20 protein-coding genes and 1 riboswitch are annotated in these 20,779 nt (G+C 68.0%); of the genes, 6 read left to right on the forward strand and 14 right to left on the reverse strand.

Annotated elements, in window-relative coordinates; translation table 11 throughout:
* The first annotated feature begins 69 nt into the window (after positions 1 to 69).
* On the forward strand, positions 70 to 1,494 hold the full coding sequence (locus ACFQXB_RS09150; protein WP_377402493.1) for a helix-turn-helix domain-containing protein: 1,425 nt from the start codon (positions 70 to 72) through the stop codon (positions 1,492 to 1,494).
* 392 nt (positions 1,495 to 1,886) lie between these two features.
* On the opposite strand, the gene nrdF is transcribed toward ACFQXB_RS09150, so the two are convergent.
* From nrdF to ACFQXB_RS09185, 7 genes are all read right to left on the reverse strand, one after another.
* Positions 1,887 to 2,858, reverse strand: a complete 972-nt coding sequence (gene nrdF / locus ACFQXB_RS09155) for a class 1b ribonucleoside-diphosphate reductase subunit beta (protein ID WP_377402496.1) — start codon at positions 2,856 to 2,858, stop codon at positions 1,887 to 1,889.
* 7 nt (positions 2,859 to 2,865) lie between these two features.
* Complete coding sequence (gene nrdE / locus ACFQXB_RS09160) at positions 2,866 to 5,019, reverse strand: class 1b ribonucleoside-diphosphate reductase subunit alpha (protein ID WP_377402499.1); 2,154 nt, start codon at positions 5,017 to 5,019, stop codon at positions 2,866 to 2,868.
* Positions 5,001 to 5,417: a class Ib ribonucleoside-diphosphate reductase assembly flavoprotein NrdI gene (gene nrdI / locus ACFQXB_RS09165; RefSeq protein WP_377402878.1), complete on the reverse strand. Its 417-nt coding sequence runs from the start codon at positions 5,415 to 5,417 to the stop codon at positions 5,001 to 5,003. Before nrdI ends, nrdE begins: the two co-directional genes overlap by 19 nt.
* A gap of 29 nt (positions 5,418 to 5,446) precedes the next feature.
* Positions 5,447 to 5,665 carry a glutaredoxin-like protein NrdH gene (gene nrdH / locus ACFQXB_RS09170; protein ID WP_377402502.1) on the reverse strand — a complete coding sequence of 73 codons (219 nt, stop codon included), beginning with the start codon at positions 5,663 to 5,665 and terminating at the stop codon, positions 5,447 to 5,449.
* Between the two features lie 95 nt (positions 5,666 to 5,760).
* Positions 5,761 to 5,948: riboswitch (cobalamin riboswitch) on the reverse strand.
* 372 nt (positions 5,949 to 6,320) lie between these two features.
* Positions 6,321 to 6,707: a type II toxin-antitoxin system VapC family toxin gene (locus ACFQXB_RS09175; RefSeq protein WP_377402505.1), complete on the reverse strand. Its 387-nt coding sequence runs from the start codon at positions 6,705 to 6,707 to the stop codon at positions 6,321 to 6,323.
* Positions 6,704 to 6,946 carry a type II toxin-antitoxin system Phd/YefM family antitoxin gene (locus ACFQXB_RS09180; protein WP_377402508.1) on the reverse strand — a complete coding sequence of 81 codons (243 nt, stop codon included), beginning with the start codon at positions 6,944 to 6,946 and terminating at the stop codon, positions 6,704 to 6,706. Before ACFQXB_RS09180 ends, ACFQXB_RS09175 begins: the two co-directional genes overlap by 4 nt.
* A 61-nt stretch (positions 6,947 to 7,007) precedes the next feature.
* Positions 7,008 to 7,862: a helix-turn-helix domain-containing protein gene (locus tag ACFQXB_RS09185; protein WP_377402511.1), complete on the reverse strand. Its 855-nt coding sequence runs from the start codon at positions 7,860 to 7,862 to the stop codon at positions 7,008 to 7,010.
* 574 nt (positions 7,863 to 8,436) lie between these two features.
* Here ACFQXB_RS09185 and ACFQXB_RS09190 point away from each other — a divergent pair.
* From ACFQXB_RS09190 to ACFQXB_RS09205, 4 genes are all read left to right on the forward strand, one after another.
* Positions 8,437 to 9,885 (forward strand): aldehyde dehydrogenase, encoded by a 1,449-nt coding sequence (locus ACFQXB_RS09190; protein WP_377402514.1) that lies wholly within the window; start codon positions 8,437 to 8,439, stop codon positions 9,883 to 9,885.
* 604 nt (positions 9,886 to 10,489) lie between these two features.
* Positions 10,490 to 10,954, forward strand: a complete 465-nt coding sequence (locus tag ACFQXB_RS09195; RefSeq protein WP_377402517.1) for an Lrp/AsnC family transcriptional regulator — start codon at positions 10,490 to 10,492, stop codon at positions 10,952 to 10,954.
* A 28-nt stretch (positions 10,955 to 10,982) separates the two neighbouring features.
* Complete coding sequence (locus ACFQXB_RS09200) at positions 10,983 to 12,626, forward strand: aminotransferase class V-fold PLP-dependent enzyme (protein WP_377402520.1); 1,644 nt, start codon at positions 10,983 to 10,985, stop codon at positions 12,624 to 12,626.
* Positions 12,627 to 12,692: 66 nt separating this feature from the next.
* The gene (locus ACFQXB_RS09205) at positions 12,693 to 12,962 is read left to right on the forward strand and encodes a DUF6522 family protein (RefSeq protein WP_377402523.1); all 270 of its coding nucleotides are present in this window, start codon (positions 12,693 to 12,695) and stop codon (positions 12,960 to 12,962) included.
* Here the strand turns inward: ACFQXB_RS09205 and ACFQXB_RS09210 are convergent.
* The 4 genes from ACFQXB_RS09210 to ACFQXB_RS09225 all read right to left on the reverse strand — a co-directional run bounded on the left by ACFQXB_RS09210 (position 12,940) and on the right by ACFQXB_RS09225 (position 16,847).
* Entirely contained in the window at positions 12,940 to 13,386 is a 447-nt protein-coding gene (locus ACFQXB_RS09210) for an NUDIX hydrolase (protein ID WP_377402526.1), read from the reverse strand. The genes ACFQXB_RS09205 and ACFQXB_RS09210 overlap by 23 nt on opposite strands.
* Positions 13,387 to 13,462: 76 nt before the next feature.
* The gene (locus tag ACFQXB_RS09215; protein WP_377402529.1) at positions 13,463 to 14,332 is read right to left on the reverse strand and encodes an SMP-30/gluconolactonase/LRE family protein; all 870 of its coding nucleotides are present in this window, start codon (positions 14,330 to 14,332) and stop codon (positions 13,463 to 13,465) included.
* Positions 14,333 to 14,425: 93 nt separating this feature from the next.
* Complete coding sequence (locus ACFQXB_RS09220; protein ID WP_377402532.1) at positions 14,426 to 15,418, reverse strand: YcjF family protein; 993 nt, start codon at positions 15,416 to 15,418, stop codon at positions 14,426 to 14,428.
* A 1-nt stretch (position 15,419) separates the two neighbouring features.
* Positions 15,420 to 16,847, reverse strand: coding sequence for a YcjX family GTP-binding protein (locus ACFQXB_RS09225; protein ID WP_377402535.1), 1,428 nt, complete (start codon positions 16,845 to 16,847; stop codon positions 15,420 to 15,422).
* Positions 16,848 to 16,944: 97 nt separating this feature from the next.
* Between ACFQXB_RS09225 and truA the strand changes: the two genes are divergently transcribed.
* A complete protein-coding gene (truA, locus tag ACFQXB_RS09230; RefSeq protein WP_377402538.1) occupies positions 16,945 to 17,766 on the forward strand; it encodes a tRNA pseudouridine(38-40) synthase TruA in 822 nt (273 codons plus the stop codon).
* On the opposite strand, the gene ACFQXB_RS09235 is transcribed toward truA, so the two are convergent.
* From ACFQXB_RS09235 to ACFQXB_RS09245, 3 genes are read right to left on the reverse strand one after another with little or no spacing between them, the layout of a single operon-like run.
* On the reverse strand, positions 17,738 to 19,843 hold the full coding sequence (locus ACFQXB_RS09235) for an exonuclease domain-containing protein (RefSeq protein ID WP_377402541.1): 2,106 nt from the start codon (positions 19,841 to 19,843) through the stop codon (positions 17,738 to 17,740). The two genes, truA and ACFQXB_RS09235, sit on opposite strands and share 29 nt — an antisense overlap.
* Positions 19,836 to 20,243: a response regulator transcription factor gene (locus ACFQXB_RS09240; RefSeq protein ID WP_377402543.1), complete on the reverse strand. Its 408-nt coding sequence runs from the start codon at positions 20,241 to 20,243 to the stop codon at positions 19,836 to 19,838. Before ACFQXB_RS09240 ends, ACFQXB_RS09235 begins: the two co-directional genes overlap by 8 nt.
* Positions 20,243 to 20,779 carry a hypothetical protein gene (locus tag ACFQXB_RS09245; protein ID WP_377402546.1) on the reverse strand — a complete coding sequence of 179 codons (537 nt, stop codon included), beginning with the start codon at positions 20,777 to 20,779 and terminating at the stop codon, positions 20,243 to 20,245. Before ACFQXB_RS09245 ends, ACFQXB_RS09240 begins: the two co-directional genes overlap by 1 nt.

Here is a 20,779-nt window from a genome sequence, read left to right on the forward strand (position 1 = left end):
GGGGTGCGGCTGTAAGTTTTGTAATGCCGCACCGCATCATTCAGTAGGATTGTCAGTGTGACAAAACGCATGACCAAGTTGATGATCGGGCGCCGGCTGCGGGTGCTGCGCAAGTCGCTGGGCCTGACGCAGGCGCAGATGGCCGAGCAGCTGGACATCTCGGCCAGCTACATCACCCTGATTGAGGCCGATCAGCGCCCGGCCTCGGCCAAGCTGCTGATGCGGCTGGCGCAGGTCTATGACATGAACATCTCGGAGCTTGCCCCCGAGGTGGACGCGCAGCTGGCCTCGGATTTCGAGGCGGCGCTGAAGGATCCCGCACTTGAACTCGGCCCCCTGCCCCGCAGCGAGATCGAGGCGGCGCTTCAGGCCTCGCCACGCATCGCCGCCGCGCTGGTGCGGCTGCAGGGAAAATACACCGAAACGCTGATGCGGACCCAGGCCGAGGACAATCCCCTGACCGACCGCAACAAGGTCGAGGTTCTGGGCCAGATCGCGCGGCCCGTCGAAACCGTGCGCGACTGGCTTTACGATCACGGCAACTATGTCGATGCGGTGGACCGCGCCGCCGAGGCGCTGGCCCGCGACATGGGTCTGCACCGCGATGAACCCCATGTCGCGCTGACCGAGCGGCTGTCGCGCCACGGCATCCGGGTTCGCATCCTTCCGGCCGCGGTGATGGGCGGGGCGCTGCGCCGCTATGATCCGCACCGCAAGGATCTGATGCTGTCCGAGCTTCTGGGCCAGGCCAGTCGCCGCTTCCAGATCGGCGTGCTGATCGCCCGGCTGGAATACGAGACGCTGATCGAGGAGACGATCGCCGCCGCCGCCTTCGAGGATCGCGAAACACGCAGCCTTGCCCGCGTCAGCCTGGCCAATTATTTCGCGGCCGCCCTGCTGATGCCCTATGCGCGGTTTCTGGCCGCCTGCGAACAGGAACGCTATGACGTGGAGCTCATCAGCCACCGGTTCGGCGTCAGTTTCGAGCAGGCCGCGCATCGCATGTCTACCCTGCAACGCCCCGAGGCGCGCGGCATCCCGTTCTTCTTCGTCCGCATCGACCGGGCCGGAAACGTGTCAAAGCGGTTCAGCGCCGGCCGTTTCCCGTTCTCGCGCTTCGGGGGCACCTGCCCGCTGTGGAACATCCATGCCGCCTTCGAAATGCCCGGCCAGGTCCAGACCCAGATCATTCGCATGCCCGAGGGGACCAGCTATTTCTCGATCGCGCGCACCGTCACCCGCGCCGGGGGCACCCATTCGGCGCCCGCGCAGCGCATGGCGATCGGCCTTGGCTGCGATGTCTCCTACGCGCCGCGGCTGATCTATGCCGACCGCATCGATCCGACCCGCAGCGAGCCCACCGATATCGGGCTGAACTGCTATCTGTGCGAACGGCAGAACTGCGCCTCGCGCGCGCAGTCGCCGCTCAACCGCAAGCTGGCGATCAACGAACGCGAACGAAGCCTTGCGCTGTTCACCTTCGAGGGCGACTGAACGCAGCAGAACGCGGGCCGGTTCAGGCGCCACGCCATCCCGCGCGGGATCATGGTGCCGCTGCGGGGGGCTGCGGCTTCGCGCGATCCGGCTGTCCGCCGTCGGCAGCCCCGGTCGCCGTGCGGGGCCAGACGATTCTTTCGCGACAGATCCCCTCGGCAGGCAGAGCCGCGGGCTGTTCACCGCTACCCGGCCAGTCGGAGCCCGGCTGCCGCCCGAAGAGCCCGTCGCAGAATCACCGGCCGGAACGGCCCGGCCGGCTGTCCTGCCGCCCGGTCAGCGACGGCATCGCGGCCGGAGCACGATCCGGCCTTCCGGACGGTGATCACGAACTCGCGCGGAGGCCGGAACGGCGCATCGCTGCGGGTTCCGGCCTTCCTCGTCGCGGCGCCTCAGAAGTCCCAGTCCTCATCCTCGGTGGCAACGGCCTTGCCGATGACATAGGACGATCCCGAGCCCGAGAAGAAATCGTGGTTCTCGCTGTCCGGGGCCAGGGCGGCCAGGATTGCCGGGTTCACCTCGCAGGCAGCGGGCGGGAACAGCGCCTCATAGCCCAGGTTCTGCAGCGCCTTGTTGGCGTTGTAATGCAGGAAGGCCTTCACATCCTCGGTCAAGCCGATCCCGTCATAAAGCTCCTGGGTATAGCGGGCCTCGATCTCGTAAAGCTCGAACATCAGCGAGAAGGCGAAATCCTTGAGCGCGTCGCGCTCGGCCTGCGGCAGCCGTTCGCAGGCGCGCTGGAACTTGTAGCCGATGTAATAGCCATGCACCGCCTCGTCGCGGATGATCAGGCGGATCAGGTCCGCGGTATTGGTCAGCTTGGCCCGGCTGGACCAGTACATCGGCAGGTAGAAGCCGGAGTAGAACAGGAAGCTTTCGAGGAACACGCTTGCGATCTTGCGCCTGAGCGGGTTCGCGCCGGCATCATATTCGTCCAGGATCAGCCGCGCCTTGGCCTGAAGATGGGGGTTTTCCTCGGACCAGCGGAAAGCCTCGTCCACCTCCTTGGTCATGCACAGCGTCGAGAAGATCGAGGAATAGCTGCGCGCATGAACGGCCTCCATGAAGGCGATATTGGTCAGCACGGCTTCTTCATGCGGGGTCTGCGCATCCCCCAGCATCGTGGGCGCACCGATCGCGTTCTGGATCGTGTCCAGCAGCGTCAGCCCGGTGAAGACGCGGATCGTCAGCTCGCGCTCTTCGGGGCGCAGCGTGGCCCAGCTTTGCACGTCATTCGACAGCGGCACCTTTTCGGGCAGCCAGAAGTTCACCGTCAGCCGGTTCCAGACCTCGAGATCCTTGTCATCCTGCAGACGGTTCCAGTTGATGGCGCGCGGCACCGCGCGGGGGATGAAATCCTTCATGAATGCCTCACAATGTGCAGGAAACGCAGCCCTGGACCTCGGTGCCCTCAAGGGCGGTCTGGCGCAGGCGGACGTAATAAATGGTCTTGATGCCCTTTTTCCACGCAAGGATCTGGGCACGGTTGATATCGCGGGTCGTGGCCTCGGCCGGGAAGAACAGGGTCAGCGACAGGCCCTGGTCCACATGCTCGGTTGCGGCGGCATAGGTTTCGATCAGCGCCTCGGGGCCGATTTCATAGGCGTCGCGGTAGTATTCGAGGTTGTCGTTGTTCATGAAGGGCGCGGGATAATAGACCCGGCCGATCTTGCCTTCCTTGCGGATCTCGATCTTGGAGACGATCGGATGGATCGAGGAGGTGGAATTGTTGATATAGCTGATCGAGCCCGTCGGCGGCACCGCCTGCAGGTTGCGGTTGTAAAGGCCGTCGCGCATCACCGCTTCGCGCAGCGTCGCCCAGTCCTCGCGTGAGGGCAGAGCCACCCCCATCCGGGCGAACAGGTCGCGCACTGTCTCGGTTTCCGGCAACCAGTCGCGGCTGACATACTTGTCGAAGAAACTGCCGTCGGCATATTTCGATTGCGCGAAGCCAACGAAGCTGCGGCCCTTTTCGCGCGCCAGCGCATTCGACGCCCGGATCGCGTGAAAGGCCACGGCGGCGAAATAGCAGCGGGTGAAATCCACGCCTTCCGAGCTGCCATAGTGGATGTGTTCGCGCGCCAGGAAACCGTGCAGGTTCATCTGCCCCAGCCCCACGGCATGGGCTTCGTCATTGCCGCGCCGGATCGAGGGCACGCTGTCGATGGCCGACATTTCCGACACCGCCGTCAGCGCGCGGATCGCGGCCTCGACCGTGGCACCCAGATTGCCGCCATCCATCGTTGCCGCGATATTCAGCGAACCGAGGTTGCACGAGATATCGGTGCCCAGGTGACGATAGCTGAGGTCATCGTTGAACTCGGACGCCTCGTTGACCTGCAGGATCTCGGAACAGAGGTTCGACATGGCGATGCGCCCGGCCACCGGATTGGCGCGGTTCACCGTGTCTTCGAACATGATGTAGGGATAGCCGGATTCGAACTGGATCTCGGCCAGGGTCTGGAAGAAGGCGCGGGCATTGATCTTCTTCTTGCGGATGCGCTTGTCGCCGACCATCTCGTCGTATTTCTCGGTGACCGAGATATCCGAGAAGGGCATGCCATAGACGCGCTCCACGTCATGGGGTGAAAAGAGGTACATGTCCTCGTTGCGCTTGGCGAGGTCGAAGGTCACATCCGGGATCACCACGCCCAGGCTCAGCGTCTTGATGCGGATCTTCTCGTCGGCGTTCTCGCGCTTGGTATCGAGGAACCGCAGGATGTCGGGGTGGTGCGCGTTCAGATAGACCGCGCCCGCCCCCTGCCGTGCGCCAAGCTGGTTGGCATAGCTGAAGCTGTCCTCGAGCAGTTTCATCACCGGGATCACCCCGGACGACTGGTTCTCGATCCCCTTGATGGGCGCGCCATGTTCGCGCAGGTTCGTCAGCATCAGCGCGACCCCGCCGCCGCGCTTGGACAGTTGCAGGGCCGAGTTGATGCCGCGCCCGATCGATTCCATGTTGTCCTCCAGCCGCAGCAGGAAGCACGAGATCAGCTCGCCCCGGCTTTTCTTGCCGGCATTGAGGAAGGTCGGCGTCGCGGGCTGGAACCGGCCCGAAATGATTTCGTCCATGAAGCTCATGGCCAGGGCTTCGTCGCCACGCGCCAGCGCCAGCGCCACCATCACCACCCGGTCTTCATAGCGCTCCAGGAAGCGCTGCCCGTCGCGGGTCTTCAGCGTGTAGGAGGTGTAATACTTGAAGGCGCCAAGGAAGGTGGGGAAGCGGAACTTGCGCGCAAAGGCCGCGTCCCAGATCCGATGCAGGAAGGCACGGCTGTAAAGCCCCAGAACCTCGGCCTCATAATATCCTTCGTCCACCAGATAACCGAGCTTTTCATCAAGGCTGTGGAAGAACACGGTGTTCTGATTCACATGCTGGAGGAAATACTGGCGCGCCGCCATCCGGTCGGCGTCGAAGCGGATGCGGCCGGCCTCGTCATAAAGGTTCAGCATCGCGTTCAGCGCGTGATAGTCAAGCGTCGCCGGCGCGGTCGCGGCCGGGCCTTTCAGGCCGTGGTCAAGCATTCCATTCCCCAGAATTTGCCAAGCCCGGCACGAACGCGGGCGATGTCGGTTTCCGTTCCCGCAAGCTCGAAGCGATAGAGCACGGGAACGTTGCATTTTTCGGCGATCACCGCGCCCGCAAGCGCGAAGGTCGCCCCGAAGTTGCGGTTGCCCCCGGCAATCACGCCGCGCAGAAGGCTGCGCCGGGCGGGATCGTTCAGGAAGCGGATCACCTGTTTCGGCACTGCGCCCCGCCCCTCGCCATCGGCATAGGTCGGACAGATCAGCACGAAGGGCGCCGCGGGCTGCGGCAGCGGCGCATCGGCCGCGATCGGGATGCGCAGGCTTGGCAGGCCAAGGGCGTTCACGAAGCGCTCGGTATTGCCCGACCGCGACGAGAAATGCACCAGCTGCGCCACCCCTGCCCCCTGCATTGCCTCAGATCCGGTCAGGCCAGACGGCCGATCAGATCCGGGCGAAAGCCCGACCAGTGATCCTCGCCCGCCACGACCACCGGCACCTGGCGATAGCCAAGCTCGGTCACATGCGAAAAGGCTGCATCATCTTGGGTCAGATCGACCACCTGGAAATCGAGGCCGCGGGCCTCAAGTGCGCGGGTGGTGGCGGTGCACTGCACGCAGGCCGGTTTCGAATAGACGGTGATCATCGTTCAGTCCCTTTCACGTTTCGCGCGGGCAGGGACACGTAGCCGGCACGGGATATCCCGGCCGGTGCGCGCGCCCCAGGGCCCTCCGCCGCTGGTCGTCATCTCGTGCCCTGGCAGGTCTCCTGGCTTGCGGGTCGGGGCTCGGCTGGCCTTCCCGGGCAAGGCCCAGTGGCATTTCCAGCGTCACTCGCCGCTTACAGTTGCGGGGGCAGCACCGGAATCGCACCGGCTTCCCTCTTCGCCTGCGAGTCGCCCCGCAAGCACCAAAGCTCCGCCATATTGCGTCCTGGTGGGCCGCAATGTCAATATCTGGGGTGGCCGTGGCGTGAATTTGGTCGCGGCAGGACCGAAGGCCCTTGCGATACAGGGCCGGATCGCCCGCGCGGCACCGCACGAGTCGCCTGATTCCGCCGGGTGTCTCGCCGCAACTTCCGCAGGGTGGGCCAGGCGTTGCAGAGAACTGCACCCGCGCCGCGCACGCCGGAATCAGGTGCCACCGCCCGTGGCGTGGGCCCAGCATCGCCCGGCCGCCTGCCGTTCATTCACGGCCGGCGGACACCGATGCGGGGAACTTGGCAGCTCATATGCGGCTGGATCCGCGTCCGGTCCACGCCCCGGTTCGCAGGCGCGCCGGCGGGCGGTGCGGAGGCAGCGCTCAGACCAGAACCACCGGCCCGCCATAATCGGCAACACGTCGGTCGGCGGTCAGCAGTGTCAGCCCTTCCGCCATCGCCTGCGCGATCAGGATCCGGTCGAACGGGTCGCCGTGAATCGGCGGCAGCGTGGCAAGCGACAGCACATGCCGCCCCTCGACCGCGATCTCGCGGTAGCCATTGGCCAGAAGCCCGGCCCGCAGAACCGAGGCATCGGTGCGGAAATCCGGACGGTCAAGGCTGCGCTTGATCGCCACCTCCCAAAGGCTGGCGACGCTGAACCACAGCGCATTCGCGGGATCCTTGACCAGGGCATCGGCACGGGCCGACATAAGGTCATCCCGCGCCGCCGCCCACAGCAGAAGATGCGTATCCAGAAGCAGGTTCACGCCGGCCCACGCCCCTCGAACAGGGTCTGGATCTCGTCACTGGCCATGCTGTCGAAATCCTCGGGCAGATCGACCGCACCCTTGAGAAACCCGGTGCGGCGCGGCTCCTCGGCCTGGATCATCACGACCTTGACCAGGGGCTTGCCCGCCCGCGCGATGACAAAGGGCTCGCCCTTCACCGCGCTCTCGACAAGCCGCGACAGATGGGTCTTGGCTTCATGCATGTTGACGATCTTCATGGCGGCACTCCGGTTTAGTCCGCCAGACTTAGTTCAATGCACTGCCGATTTCAAGATCATGTCACGGCCAGGCCGCAAAGGACTGATCCTGCCCCCCGGCAGCCGCCCGGCGCATCCGCCGGTATCGACCGGGCGAAAGGCCCTCGGCGCGGGTGAAGAAGCGGCTGAAATAGGCAGGATCCTGAAACCCCAGCCGAAAGGCGATTTCAGCCACATGCAGCGGCGCGTTCTGCAACAGGTCGCGCGCCTCGGCCAGCATCTCGCGGTGGATATAGGCCTGGGGGGAAAGACCGGTCGCCCGCTGGATCGCCCCGCCAAGCCGGTCGCGGGAGACACCGAGCGCGCGGGCATAATCCTCGACCCGCCAGTGATCGCGCCGATGCTCCGCAACCAGCAGCACAAACCCGTCGACCACACTGCGTGGCACCGAACGGGGATAGACCCGGTCCCCCTGCGCCTGTCGCCACAGCAGGATCAAGAGCGCCGTCACCACGCTCGTGACCAGCACCTCGGCCCCCGGTTCGGCCCGATAAAGCTCGTCCGCGATATCGCGCATCTGCGCGGCGATCCGGCGTTGCTCGGACCCCGGCGACAGGACAAGACGATGGCTCAGAAGCCCCCGAAGCTGCGCAAAAAGCGGCCCCGTCGGCATCGCCTGCAACAAGCCGCGGGTCGATAGTGCCAGATGCATGCCGCGCGATCCCGCCATCAGGCGCAGTCGTCGCCCCTCGCCCTGCGGCAGCCACAGAATCTGCGGCGCGGACAAGAGCGGCGCCGGCCCGTCGCTTGCGCCCGCTTCAATCAAGACCAGATGCGCCTGCCCCGGGGACAGGCCGTATTCGGCCACCCCGAGTGCCGGACGAATGACTTGTGCTGCAAAGGCGGGAAAATCTCGGGCCTGCGTCTCGGACCTCATGTCACCCCCAAAAGTACAGTATTTGCCCGCAACAGTGCATTCCTACCGGGTGACAGTCGCTTACACTAGCAGGAACCGCAGTGGGGAATGAGCTGCGGTGACCAGGGAGGAAACATGCGGCATTTCTCGCGCAGAACGGTGTTCTGTATCGTGTCGGCGGTTGGGCTGCTGGCGTCGATGCGGGATCGGGTCCATGGCCTCTTTCCCCGTCTTGCGAAACGGCGCTGCCGACTGGCCCCACGGGGGCGAGAGGCGCACAGCAGGTGGTCGGCATCGGTCGCACACTGATGCCGGCGCCCGACCATCTGCTGCTGGACAGCCCCTCGCCTGGCCTTGCTTCGGTCGTGACTCAGGAACCGTTTGCCGCACTGATGCGTAGCCAGAGTGCGGGACGTGCCCTGGTCATCTTGGAGCAGAAGGTGCGCGAGAGCCTGAAGCTGGCAGGTCGCGCCCTGATGCCGGAGGGGGCGCGCGGCGTGGGCCAGGGCGCAGCGGCAGCGTTTCTGCACGATCCCGCGGTGCAACATGCCTTCCTGGGCGGCACCACTCCGGACATTCACGAGAAGGACATCCCATGCACAAGACCGAGCTTTTCATCGATGGCGAATACCGCCCCGCCTCTGACGGGAACCGCTTCGAGCGAACGAACCCCGTGACGGGCCAGGCCGTGACAAGCGCTGCCGCCGCCACTACCGAGGATGCCGAGGCCGCCGTGGCCGCGGCGGCGCGCGCCTTCCCGGAATGGGCGGCCACCGCACCGGGCGAGCGGCGGCGCCTGCTTCTGGCTGCGGCCGAGTCCCTGCGCGGGCGCGCCGATGACATCGTTCTGGCGATGAAAGAGGAGATCGGCGCGACCGAGGCCTGGGCGCGGTTCAACGTTTCGCTTGCCGCCGAGATGCTTGTCGAGGCCGCCGGCCTTGTCACGCAGATCAAGGGCGAGATCATCCCCTCGAACCGCCCCGGCAGCATGGCCATGGCGGTGCGCCAGCCGGTGGGCGTGGTGCTGTCGATGGCACCCTGGAACGCGCCGGTCATTCTTGGCGTGCGGTCGCTGGCAGCGCCGCTGGCCTGCGGCAATACCGTCGTGATGAAGACGTCCGAGCTGTGCCCCCGGACCCATGCGCTGATCGTCGAGGCCGTGGCCGAGGGCCTGCCTCGTGGGGTGGTCAACGCAGTTTCGAATGCGCCCGAAACCGCAGCCGAACTGGTCGAAACCCTGATCGCGCAACGCCCCGTCCGGCGTGTGAACTTCACCGGATCGACCCGCGTTGGCCGGATCATTGCCGAAACGGCGGCACGCTATCTGAAACCCGCCTTGCTGGAGCTGGGCGGGAAGGCGCCGCTGATCGTTCTGGACGATGCCGATGTGGATGCGGCCGTGGCCGCCGCAGCTTTCGGTGCCTACATGAACCAGGGCCAGATCTGCATGTCGACCGAACGGATCATCGTCACCCCCGGCATCGCTGATCGCTTCGTTACCGCCTTTGCCGAGAAGGTCCGCAGCCTCGGCGCCGGAGATCCGACCGAGGCACGCCACCCGCTGGGCTCGCTCGTCAATGCCGAGGCGGCCGAGCGTGTGAAGGCTCTGGTCGCCGATGCCGTCGCCAAGGGGGCCCGCCTGATCGCCGGCGGCGATGGCCGGGGCACGATGCTGGACGCGGCCGCCGTTGACGGCGTGACACCCGCAATGCGGCTCTATGCCGAAGAGAGCTTTGGTCCGGTCGCCGCGATCATCCGGGCCGGCAGTCTGGACGAGGCCGTGCGCATCGCAAATGACACCGAGTTCGGGCTTTCTGCCGCGGTCTTCGGGCAGGACGAGGCCCGCGCGCTCGAGGTCGCACGCCGGATCGAAAGCGGCATCTGCCATGTGAACGGCCCCACCGTGCATGATGAGGCGCAGATGCCCTTCGGCGGGGTGAAGGACTCGGGCTATGGCCGTTTCGGCGGCACGGCGGCCATAGCCGAATTCACCGAACTGCGCTGGATCACCACCCAGAACGGCCCGCTGCATTATCCGATCTGAGGCGGCGCGCCGGCAGATCCGTCCGGCCCATCCGGGCCGGGTTCCGGCGCGGCCGCCCCCCCGGCAGCAGGGCATCTGCGGCCGGGGACGGGGCAGATACCCCCACAGGCACGATCCCCGACACCTGCGCCGGCCGGGCTGGCGCAGGTTCGGTTCCCAGATCCTTCGTGCCGGATCACGGGGGCACCCGGGCTCTGCTGCTTCGGACCCGAAAAACAGCCTGCCACCGCCTGGGCGATGTGACATCACGGCCTTGAGGGCAGGAGCCCGCTGCAGCACGGGTGCCGCCGGTCCTGATCAGAGATCCGCCGGCATCCCGCCCTCAACGGCCCGATGCACGCCCCGCCAAGCATCGGGCCGGAGCCATCAGGCCCTCACCGGACCCCGCACATCGGCACGGATGTGATCCCATATCGGGCGCAACCTGCATCGCCGGGCCGACTCAGGCGGGATCGCTCCTGATGAAAACTGCCGGTGTCGAAAATCAAGGCCCCGGGCCTGGGCGACCGGTGGCGCCGCATGGCATGTTCATTCCGCTTGACGCGGCCAGAGCCACGCGCTCTGGTGCAAAAACACTCCAAAGAAGCACAATGTGAGGACAATCTTGCCAATTGATTCCTTTGATCTGCGCATACTTGACGCTTTGCAGCGCAATGGTAGCCTGTCCGTTGCCAAGGTCGCCGACATGGTGGGCCTGTCCCCCACCCCCTGCTGGCGGCGCATTCAGCGCCTTGAGAAGGAAGGCTATATCGAGAACCGCATCGCGGTCCTGAACCCGCAGAAGCTTGGCTTCGGCCTGACCGTGTTCGTCATGGTCAAGACCGACCGGCACACGGTCGACTGGCTCGAACGCTTCGGCGAGGCCGTGCAGGCCTTTCCCGAAGTGATGGAGGTAAACCGGCTCGCGGGGGAATATGACTATCTTCTCAAGGTCATAACGCGGGACAACCAGTCGTATGACGCATTCTACCGGCGCCTCATCGCCCGAATCGAGCTCAGCAACGTCACATCCTGCTTCTCGATGGAGCAGGTCAAGAAGATCACCGAGCTTCCGCTCGGCCAGGCCTGAGGGCGGCGACACCGACTGGCTGGAACGTGTGCGCGCCGGCCTTGTCGGCGAAGGCAGCGCCTTTGCCGGCCCGTTCGGCCCCCGTCCGCTGATCTATGCCGATTACACGGCTTCCGGCCGGTCGCTCGATTTCATCGAGGAAGCGATCCGTCGGCAGGTGCAGCCCTTCTACGGCAATACCCATACCGAAACGTCCCACACCGGCATGCACACCACGCGCCTGCGCGAAAGTGCGCGCGCCGCGGTGCGCGCGGCGGTTGGCGCCGGGCCGGAGCATGCGGTGATCTTCACCGGGGCCGGGGCGACCGCCGCGATCGACAAGTTCGCGCGCCTGCTGGCGCAGCACCCCGGGGGGCGGCCACTGGTGCTGATCGGCCCGCATGAGCATCATTCGAACGATCTGATCTGGCGCGAGGCCGCCTGCGACACTTTGCGCATTCCGATGGGCGCCGATGGCGCGCCCGATCTTGCGGCCCTGGCCGAGGCGCTTCGGCTCCACCGCGACCGCCCGCTCAAGGTCGGGGCCTTCGCGGCGGCGTCGAACGTGACCGGGCTGCGCACCGATCTGCGCGCGATCGCCCGGATGATGCATGCGGCGGGGGGTCTGATCGCCTGCGACTTTGCCGCCGCCGGCCCCTATGTTTCCATCGGCATGGCCGGCAGCGCCCCCACTGCCGACGACCATCTTGATGCCGTGTTCCTGTCGCCGCACAAGTTCGCCGGAGGGCCCGGCGCCTCGGGGGTGCTGGTGGTTGACCGCGCCTTGTGCGACACGCCGCGACCCACCGTGGCCGGGGGCGGCACGGTCAGCTATGTGACCGCAGACCGGCACAGTTTCGTCGCGGCCGCCGAACGGCGGGAAGAGGCCGGAACGCCCGCGATCCTGGGCGATATCCGCGCCGGCATGGTGCTGCGACTAAAGGATCTGGTGGGCACCGCGCGTATCCATGCCGAAGAGACGCGGATCGTGGCCGAGACCTTCGCCGACTGGGGCAGGAACCCGCGGATCAGGATCCTCGGCCCGCAGAACCCGGACCGGCTGGGGATCTTTGCGCTCAATGTCGTTGCAGGCAGGCGGATGCTGCATCACAACCTTGTCGTGGCGCTGCTGAATGACCTGTTCGGCATCCAGGCCCGCGGCGGCTGTTCCTGCGCAGGCCCCTACGGCCATGCGCTGCTGGGGCTGGATCGTGACACCGCCGCCCGGCACGAGGCGTTGGTGGCCGCCGGCCACAGCCTGTTCCGCCCCGGCTGGGCACGGATCGGCCTCAACTGGCTGATGACGCCCGCAACCTGCGATCACATCCGGCGTGCGGTTGCCTTTGTCGCCGATCACGGCGCCGATCTGATGCGGCTTTACCGCGTGGACAGCCGCAGCGGCATCTGGCGGGCCAGGGGCCACGGCAGCCCGGCAGAGCCGACGGATATCGCCAGCCTTCTGCACCCTGCCCCACCGCCCGAACTGGTCGCGCCGGATCCGGCCGCCTGTTTCGATCTGGCGCGTGACCTGGTCGCGGCGGCCCGTGAGATGCCGCCACCCCCCGCGCCCGATGCCCCCGATCCCGCGCAAGAGGCCGTGCGCTGGTTCTGGTGGCCGCACGAGGCGGAGGCAGCCGCCACAGGCGGCGCAGATCACGGCGCCGCTTTCGCCCCGGCGTCCGGTCGGCTATGATCCTCCCATGCAGATCCGAGCCTCATCCCGCCGCGTATCGCGTCCGAACATTCCCTGCCCCGCGTCATGAGCGGGGTGACCCGCGAGGGCGAGGGATTCGTGGTCGAAGCCGCGCTTCTGGCCGAAGGGCTTGGTCTTCAGGCCGATGAGGTGCCGGAGCTGATGCGCTCGGGCCAGATCAGCAGCCGCTGCGAGAAGGGCACCGGTGAGCATGAGGGGCGCTGGCGGCTCAGCTTCCGCCTGGGCGGCCGGACGCTGCGCCTGACGGTCGATGGCGCGGGACGGATCCTGGCCCGCGCCCGGATCGGTGGCGTCAACCGCGGCTCGGCGGGCTAGCCGCCTTCCACGCCAGCGCCTCGCTCAGGACAGTGTCCACATCGACGCTCATCTCCAGATCCCGCGCGAGGATGCGCGCCACCGGAAACCAGGCGGCATCCGCCACATCATCCTGCGGCACCGGATCGCCCGCCACATGTCGGCAGAGCACCGGCACCAGAAAGAAGTGATGCGCCCAGCCGCCGCCGGGCGCCGGCAGGATCACGTCCAGCCCGCCCAGATAGCGCAACGGCTCGGCGATCACGCCGGTTTCTTCGCGCAATTCGCGCAGGGCGGCGACAGCCACGCTTTCGCCTGCATCGACATGGCCCCCGGGATAGCCCCAGAGCCCGGCATCGGGCGGGTTCCGGCGGCGTGCCAGCAGCACCTCGCTGCCACGCAGCAGCACCGCAAGCGCGGCCAGTCTGGGAAAGGGGATCGTCATGGCGCTGATGTCAGCACGGGCGGCGGCCAAGGGCAAGGGCCGCCGCAACTTGCCGCCTTGCAGGGCCCATTCGCCGTCAGGCCGCGGGATGATCCACCGCCGGCTCCGGCAACCCCGGCGCCATGCCCTCCAGCGCGAAGGTGGCCCCTGACAGCGGCGCCGCGGCCCGTTCGGCGGCACTCATCCCTTCGCTGGCCGAGGTGCAGAACAAGGTATCGAACGCGGCCCCGCCATAGGCCGGGCAGGTCGTCTGCGGCGCGGGCAGGGCATGGCGCGGGCCGATCCGCCCGTCGGGCCGCACCTCGATCACCGCGCCGGCGCCCCAAAGCGCCACCATCAGAACCCCGTCGGCCCGCGTCACCGCGCCGTCCGGATTCAGGCCCAGGGCCGCGAAATCCACCAGCAGTTCGGGCCGGGCCCGCGGCCAGCCGTCCCCGTCCAGCGCCAGACGCATCAGCGCGCCGCGCGCGGTATCGGCGAAATAGGCGCAGGACCGGTCGGGGGCGAAGCAGGTGGCGTTCGGGATGCTCAGGCCCTGAACGACCTGCCGCAATTGGCCCCGATACCAGCGATAAAGCGCCCCCGCCCCGGGTTCTGCTTCCTTGCCCATGGTGCCGATCCAGAATCCCCCCCAGGGATCGGCGCGGCCGTCATTCGCGCGGGTCGCCGGGCGGTCGGCTTCAAGCCCCGCGACGCGGCCGAGGGCGCCCGTTTCAACGTCAAGCAGCCACAGCCCAGTTTCCGAGGCCGCGAAAAGCCGCCTTTCGTCAACCCAGCCAGCGGCCGAGAACATCTCGGGCAGCGCAATGTCGCGGCTCTGCCCGGTTGCCGGGCTGCGCACCAGAAGCCGGGACGACAGGATGTCGAACCAGAACAGGTCCTGTCGCAGGGGATGCCAGAGCGGCCCTTCGCCAAGGCGGCAAGGACGAGGATCAAAGGGTGTCATGGCGGGCCTCCTGCCGTTGCCGGGAGCATTGCGCGCGCCGGTTGTGCGCCGGACGACGGCGAAAGCCGGGGCCGAGCGGCGGCGGCGCCCGTGTCAGACACGGGCGAAAAGCCCCGTCACCCCCAGGCTGACCAGGGCCGAGGTGCGGGGCGGGGCCAGAGCGCGGAACGGCAGCGGACGGCAGACCTCCATCGCCGCGACGCCCACCCGCGCGGTCAGCGCGCCATTGACCACACCTTCGCCAAAGCGCCGCGAGAGCTTGGAGATCACGCCGCCACCGGCCGCCGCGCCGATCAGATCATCGCCCACGGCCACCGCCCCTGTTGCCACCAGATGCGCCAGCACCGCCCGCGTCAGCCGCCAGGCGCCCAGCGTCCCGGTGCGGCCGCCATAGATTTCGGCCAGACGGCGGATCATGCGCAGATTGGCCAGCAGCGCGGCCGCCACATCGGCAAAGGCCAGCGGCACGAAGGCGGTGACGGCGGCAACCTGACGGGCAGCGGCGGCAACCTCAAGGCGGGCAGCCTCGTCCAGCGGGGCCAGAAGCTCGGTCTCGGCCAGGTCGATCAGGGCGGAAGCGTCGAACAGTTCGTCACGCCGCTCGCCCAGGCGGCGGCGCGCCCAGGCCAGATCCTCGCGCCCCGCATAAAGCGCCTCGATCCCCGCCACCACCCGCAGCGCCTGCGCCCGGTCGGCCGAAAGCACCGCGGCCTCGGCCGCATCGCGCAACTGGTCGATGCGACGCAGCCGCGCGAAGGCCAGAAGCTCGCGCAGCGCGAGCGCCACCGCGGCGCACAGGAGCAGCACCAGAAGCAGGCCCGCCACCGCCCCCAGAACCGGAACGCGGGCCAGAAGGCGCGCCACGAAGTCCCAGGCCGCCAGCGACAGGACCAGCGTCAGAAACCCGCCCGCCGCAGCAAGGAACAGGCGCCCGGCGAGGCTGCCGCGCCGGCCCCGCGCGGCGATCTGCGCCGCACGCCGCATGGCGCGGCCCTCGGGTGCATCCTCGATCGGCGGGGCATCGGCGGGGCTTGGCCCCTCGCCATCAAGTTCGATCAGAAGCGGATCGTCACGGCCTTCGGTCATCTCATTCCCCCAGAAGCCGGTCGCCGAACAGGAAGTCGGCCGCGCGATCCAGCCGGATATGCGGCGGCCCTTCCCCCGGGCGCAAGGTCATGCGGGCGGGGGCAAAGTTCATCACGCGGAAATCGGCGTCAAGCCAGCGCTCTGCCCCTTCGCGCGCCGGCGACAGAAGCCGGGCCGGATCCTCGGGCAGCGCGCCCGGATAAAGCGCCGCCTGCCGCCCGGTCTCCAGCAGAAGGCCGCGCACCGCATCGACGCTGCGGCCCTGATGGGTCAGCGTTTCCTCGACCGTGGCGCGCACCGCAGCAAGCGCCATCGCCCCGGTGCGGGCGCCGGCGAAATCGGCGCGACTGCGCGCCTCTTGCAGCAGGGCTTCCAGGATCGCGGTCAGGCGCGGATGCTGGCTGTGATGCAGGTGATCGGCCTTCGAGGCGGCGAACAGGATCCGCTCGACCCGCCGCCCCTGCAGAAGGCGCGTCAGGAAGGCATTGCGCCCGGGACGGAAGCTGCCGAGGATCTCGGCCATCGCGCGGCGCAGATCCTCGACCGCCTGCGGACCGGAATGGATCGCGCTTAACGCATCAACCAGCACCACCTGCCGGTCGATCCGCGCGAAATGGTCGCGGAAGAAGGGGCGCACCACCTCGCGGCGATAGGCGTTGTAGCGCCGTTCCAGTTCCGCATGCAGACTGCCGCGGCGGGGCCGGTCGGGGGCGGGAAGCGGCGCGAAGGTCAGCACCGGCGAGCCGGCCAGTTCCCCCGGCATCAGGAAACGCCCCGGCGTGCAATCAAAAAACCCCGCCTGGCGCGCGGCGCTCAGGTAGTCGGTAAAGGTTGCGGCCAGACGCTGTGCCAGCCCTTCATCAAAGGGCTGCGACGGGTCAAGCCCCTGCAGGGCTGCCAGATAGGGCGCGGCCGCGGGGCGGGGGGCGATCCGCTCCAGCACCTCGCGCGACCAGGCGTCATAGCTTTTCTCCATCAGCCCGAGGTCCAGCAGCCATTCGCCGGGATAATCGACGATATCCAGATGCACGCGACGCGGCCCGCGGAACCCGCCCATGATCCCCTGCCGCGCCACGCGAAACGACAAGCGCAGCTCCGACACCGCGCGGGTCGAGGAGGGCCAGCGCGGATCATCGCCCGTCAACGCGGCCAGATGCGTTTCGTAGTCAAAGCGCGGCACCGTGTCATCAGGCTGGGGCTGCAGCCAGACGCCCGCGATCGCGCCGCGCGCTTCGGCCCGCAGGCCCGGCATCCGGCCCCGGTTCAGCAGATTGGCCACCAGCGAGGTGATGAACACCGTCTTGCCGGCCCGCGCCAGCCCCGTCACGCCCAGCCGCACCACCCGCTCCGAGGAAACCGCATCGCCCAGCGTTTCCCCCGCAGCCCCCAAGCCGCGCCCGATCTGTTCCGTCAGCCTGCCTACGACCACTGCCTGTCCTTCCGCCACCTGCCACTCAACATAGGCACGGTGCGCGGCTTAGGGTAGGCCCATTGCCAAGCCCCGCGTCCCGGGCTAACCCGCGTCCATGCCCAGATATGCCCTGCAGATCGAATATCACGGAGCGCCCTTTGCCGGATGGCAGCGCCAGGCAGAACAGCCCTCGGTCCAGGCTGCGGTCGAGGCCGCGCTGCGCCGGCTGGAACCCGACGCCCCCGGCATCGCCGCCGCCGGGCGCACCGACGCCGGGGTTCATGCGACGGCGCAGGTGGCGCAGTGCGATCTGGCCCGCGACTGGGATCCGTTCCGGCTGAGCGAGGCACTCAACCACCATCTGCGGCCCTTGCCGGTGGCGATCCTGCAGGCGGCGCGGGTGGCGGATGATTTTCACGCCCGCTTTTCGGCGATCGAGCGGCGCTATCTGTTCCGGCTCGTGTCGCGCCGCGCGCCGGTGACGCATGATGCGGGGCTGGTCTGGCAGGTGCGTCATCCGCTGGCGCTGGCACCCATGCAGGAGGCGGCCAGCCATCTGCTTGGCCTGCATGATTTCACCACCTTCCGGTCCACGCTGTGTCAGGCAGCCAGCCCGGTCAAGACGCTGGACGAGTTGACGATCACCGAACACCCCGTTCCCCAGGGAACCGAGTTCCGCTTTCACCTGCGCGCGCGCAGCTTTCTGCACAACCAGGTGCGCAGCTTTGTGGGCAGCCTTGAACGGGTGGGCGCCGGAAGCTGGCCCCCCGACCGCCTGCGCGCAGCGCTTGAGGCGCGCGACCGCGCCGCCTGTGGGCCGGTCAGCCCGCCGCAGGGGCTTTATCTGTGCGGCGTGGGCTACCCCGAGGATCCCTTCGCGGCCGCGCCGCAGGGCGGGGATGATCCCGTCAGTGCAGCTCTTCGTTCAGATCCCTGAGCAACCGCCCATGGCGGCGCACCTCGGCCAGCACCGCGCCGAAGGTCTCGAAGCCGCGCGCCTGAAGCATCGGCAGCAGCCGCAGGAACGCCTCGGCCGTGGCCACCGTGTCGCCAAGGGCGGTGTGACGCGCCTCTTCGGGGATGGTGATGCCCAGCCGCGCGGTCAGCGCATCAAGGCTGTGGCTTTCACCCTGCCCGAAGATCACCGCCGACAGCAGCACCGTATCAAGGATCGGGTTGTCGAACCGCTTGCCGATCGTGGCCTCGTGCCGGCGCAGGAATTCCATGTCGAAGGGGGCGTTATGCGCCACCAGCACCGCGCCATCGGCAAAGCGATGAAACTGCCGCCCGGCCTCGGCGATGTCGGGGGCCCCCATGACCATGGCATTGGTGATCCCGTGCACCAGGGTCGAAGCCTGCGGAATGTGGCGCCCGGGATCCACCAGCGTGTCAAACACCTCGCCGGCCACGCGCCGGCCGTTGACCAGCCGCACCCCGGCGATCTGCACGATCTCGTCGCTGGCCGGTGACAGGCCGGTGGTCTCGGTGTCGAAGACCACATAGGTCAGGTCGCTCAGCCGGCTGTCGGCGACCTTGTCGTTGCGCGCCTTGGACAGAAGGTCGAAATCATAGACGACCGCCCGCGCCACCGGGGCGGGCCGGCGCCCGGCGCGCCGCGCCTCGCGGATAGGGATGCAGATGGCGGCCCGGCCGTCGGCAAGGCGTTCGGGCCAGGCCTCGGTGCCATGGGTGTGCAGCACCGACCGCCCGGTGACATCGGCAAGCCCGATCTCGAGCGGCTCGGTCAGCCAGCGGTCGAGGTCGCCCACCGACAGGGGCGGACCCGGCCAGCTGAGTTCGATCACCGCGCCCGGGCCATCCTCTTCGCGGATCACCAGGCCAAAATGCCTACCATAGCCCTGCGCGGCAAGCCGCGCCCCAAGCCAGGCCAGCAGCGCCACCAGCTCGAACCCGTCGCAGCGCAGGATCAGGCCACCCCCCTCGGTATCGACGGCAAGCCCTGCCGCCTCCATCCGCGCCCGGATCCCGTCCAGAAGGTCCGAAGACCGGGTCTGCGCCAGCGGCCACCAGTCGGTGCGGCCATCGTCATAGCGCCGGCCCAACTCGGAAATCGCCGCCGTCAGCGCCGCCACCTCCTGCATCAGCGCCGCGTTCAGCGCGGCGGCACCGCCCCCGGCCATCTCGGCATGTTCCGCCAGAACGCCGATCACCGTCTGCAGATTGGCGGCGGGGCGCCGCACCCGGTCGAACACCTCCTCAAGAAGCTGTTCGCGCCGCGCATGGGCGGCCAGATCGGCCGTCACGTCGCGCAGCGTCAGCACATAGCCCGGTGCCCCGTGCCCATCGCTGCCCCGCCCGGCCAGAAGCCGCATCCGTCCCGCAAGCACCCGTGCCTCGCTGCGCGTCGCGCACAGAAGATCCGAGGCGGCATCGGCATCCTCGGCCTCGCACAGGCGTTGATAGGCATGGCGCACCGGGGCGTCGCGCAGATAGTCGAACAGATTGCGGTCCAGCCCCGGCGCATGGCCGCTGCCCAGCAGATCCACCGCCTGCCCATTGTAGAACACCAGTTGATGTTCCCCCGAACACAGCAACACCCCCACCGGCACATCGGCCAGCAGCGTTTCAAGCCGCGCCTTTTCTTCCGAAAGCCGCGCCGTTTCGCGGGCCACCGCCTCGGCCAGCGCGCCGCGGGTTTCGGCAAGGCTTGCCGTCACCGCCACCGCCGCCGGCGCCAGATCGCCCAGATAGCGCGCCCGGCTTGCGTCGATCTCGTCGCGCACCTCGGCATGGGCGCGGGCGCGGATGCCGGCGGCCAGGCCCTCGACGGCGCGGGCCACATGGGTGTCGAACAGGAGCCAGATCCAGGTCACCAGCCCCAGAATGGCGAAGGCCGCGATGATCCCGCCCTGCTGCACCGCCGGAAGGATCGCCGGATTGCCGAAGTGGCGGTAGCCCAGCCACAGCCCGGCCGCCAGCGCCACAAGGCTGCCCCCCGCCAGCGCCAGGAAGAACAGGAAGATGCGCAGCCTCAGCCCCAGCCGCTCAACCATGGCCGGCGGCCTCGCCCCCCGGTTCGAGGATGCGCTTCACCTCGGCGCGCAGTTCCGTCAGTTCGAACGGCTTGGAGATGAACCCGTCCGCCCCCAGCGCAAGGCCCTTGCGCCGCTCCATCGCGCTGCCCCGGGCCGTCATCATCAGGATCTTCACATCGTCCAGCCCGGGATCAAGCCGCACCGCCTGGCAGATCTCGTAGCCCGAAACCTCGGGCAGCATCACGTCCAGCAGGACCAGATCGGGATGGGTGGCGCGGATGCGCTCCAGCGCCTCGCCGCCATTGGCCACACGATCCTGTTCATAGCCTTCGCGGGTGATGAGATAGTCAAGCGCGACGGCGATATTGTCCTCGTCCTCGACCACCAGCACGCGTTTCCTGGCCCTGTCGTCGCCCATCAGACCCCCCTTTCGCCCCCCTCGGCGCAGGCCCGCGCCAGCGCCGGATCGTCCGGCGGCAGCGTGACCCAGTCGGCCCCCACCGGCGCGCCGTCGGCGGCGAAGGCCACCGCGTCGGTCAGCGCCGCGCGCCGGCTGCCGGCGCAATCGAAGATGACCGGCACATCCGCGCCCGGCTCCCACCGCGCGCGCAGCACCAGCCGGGTCAGCACCAGATCGGGCAGGGCCTCGTTGCGGCGGTTCATGCGCGTGTCCACGGCGACCAGACGGTTCGCCAGCGGCGAGAGATAGGTCCAGGGGCGGTAGAAGCTGGTTTCGTAATTGACCGAAACCACCTCGACGCCGTCGGGGAAGCTCTCGGTCATGCGCGGCAGCCAGCTGTATTCGCTCCAGACGACATAGGAAAACATCGCAAGCCCCGCAGCGGCCGGCATGAACCAGCGCGGCAGCCTTCCGCGCATCGCCTTGTTGAGGATCAGGACAACGCCGGCGGCAGCAAATCCCGAGGCGATGGTGGCGATCAGTTCCAGAAACAT

The organism is Halodurantibacterium daqingense (assembly GCF_042666235.1).
Taxonomy (GTDB): Bacteria; Pseudomonadota; Alphaproteobacteria; order Rhodobacterales; family Rhodobacteraceae; genus Halodurantibacterium; species Halodurantibacterium daqingensis.

Bases quoted from the DNA above. Each gene is read 5' to 3' on its own strand.
- ACFQXB_RS09215 (WP_377402529.1), bottom strand. From the start codon at position 14,332: ATGACACCCTTTGATCCTCGTCCTTGCCGCCTTGGCGAAGGGCCGCTC.
- nrdF (WP_377402496.1), bottom strand. From the start codon at position 2,858: ATGAAGGATTTCATCCCCCGCGCGGTGCCGCGCGCCATCAACTGGAAC.
- nrdH (WP_377402502.1), bottom strand. From the start codon at position 5,665: ATGATCACCGTCTATTCGAAACCGGCCTGCGTGCAGTGCACCGCCACC.
- ACFQXB_RS09180 (WP_377402508.1), bottom strand. From the start codon at position 6,946: ATGAAGATCGTCAACATGCATGAAGCCAAGACCCATCTGTCGCGGCTT.
- ACFQXB_RS09245 (WP_377402546.1), bottom strand. From the start codon at position 20,779: ATGTTTCTGGAACTGATCGCCACCATCGCCTCGGGATTTGCTGCCGCC.
- ACFQXB_RS09205 (WP_377402523.1), top strand. From the start codon at position 12,693: ATGAGCGGGGTGACCCGCGAGGGCGAGGGATTCGTGGTCGAAGCCGCG.
- ACFQXB_RS09185 (WP_377402511.1), bottom strand. From the start codon at position 7,862: ATGAGGTCCGAGACGCAGGCCCGAGATTTTCCCGCCTTTGCAGCACAA.
- ACFQXB_RS09235 (WP_377402541.1), bottom strand. From the start codon at position 19,843: ATGGTTGAGCGGCTGGGGCTGAGGCTGCGCATCTTCCTGTTCTTCCTG.
- ACFQXB_RS09150 (WP_377402493.1), top strand. From the start codon at position 70: ATGACCAAGTTGATGATCGGGCGCCGGCTGCGGGTGCTGCGCAAGTCG.
- ACFQXB_RS09220 (WP_377402532.1), bottom strand. From the start codon at position 15,418: ATGACCGAAGGCCGTGACGATCCGCTTCTGATCGAACTTGATGGCGAG.
- truA (WP_377402538.1), top strand. From the start codon at position 16,945: ATGCCCAGATATGCCCTGCAGATCGAATATCACGGAGCGCCCTTTGCC.
- ACFQXB_RS09190 (WP_377402514.1), top strand. From the start codon at position 8,437: ATGCACAAGACCGAGCTTTTCATCGATGGCGAATACCGCCCCGCCTCT.
- ACFQXB_RS09210 (WP_377402526.1), bottom strand. From the start codon at position 13,386: ATGACGATCCCCTTTCCCAGACTGGCCGCGCTTGCGGTGCTGCTGCGT.
- nrdE (WP_377402499.1), bottom strand. From the start codon at position 5,019: ATGCTTGACCACGGCCTGAAAGGCCCGGCCGCGACCGCGCCGGCGACG.
- ACFQXB_RS09240 (WP_377402543.1), bottom strand. From the start codon at position 20,243: ATGGGCGACGACAGGGCCAGGAAACGCGTGCTGGTGGTCGAGGACGAG.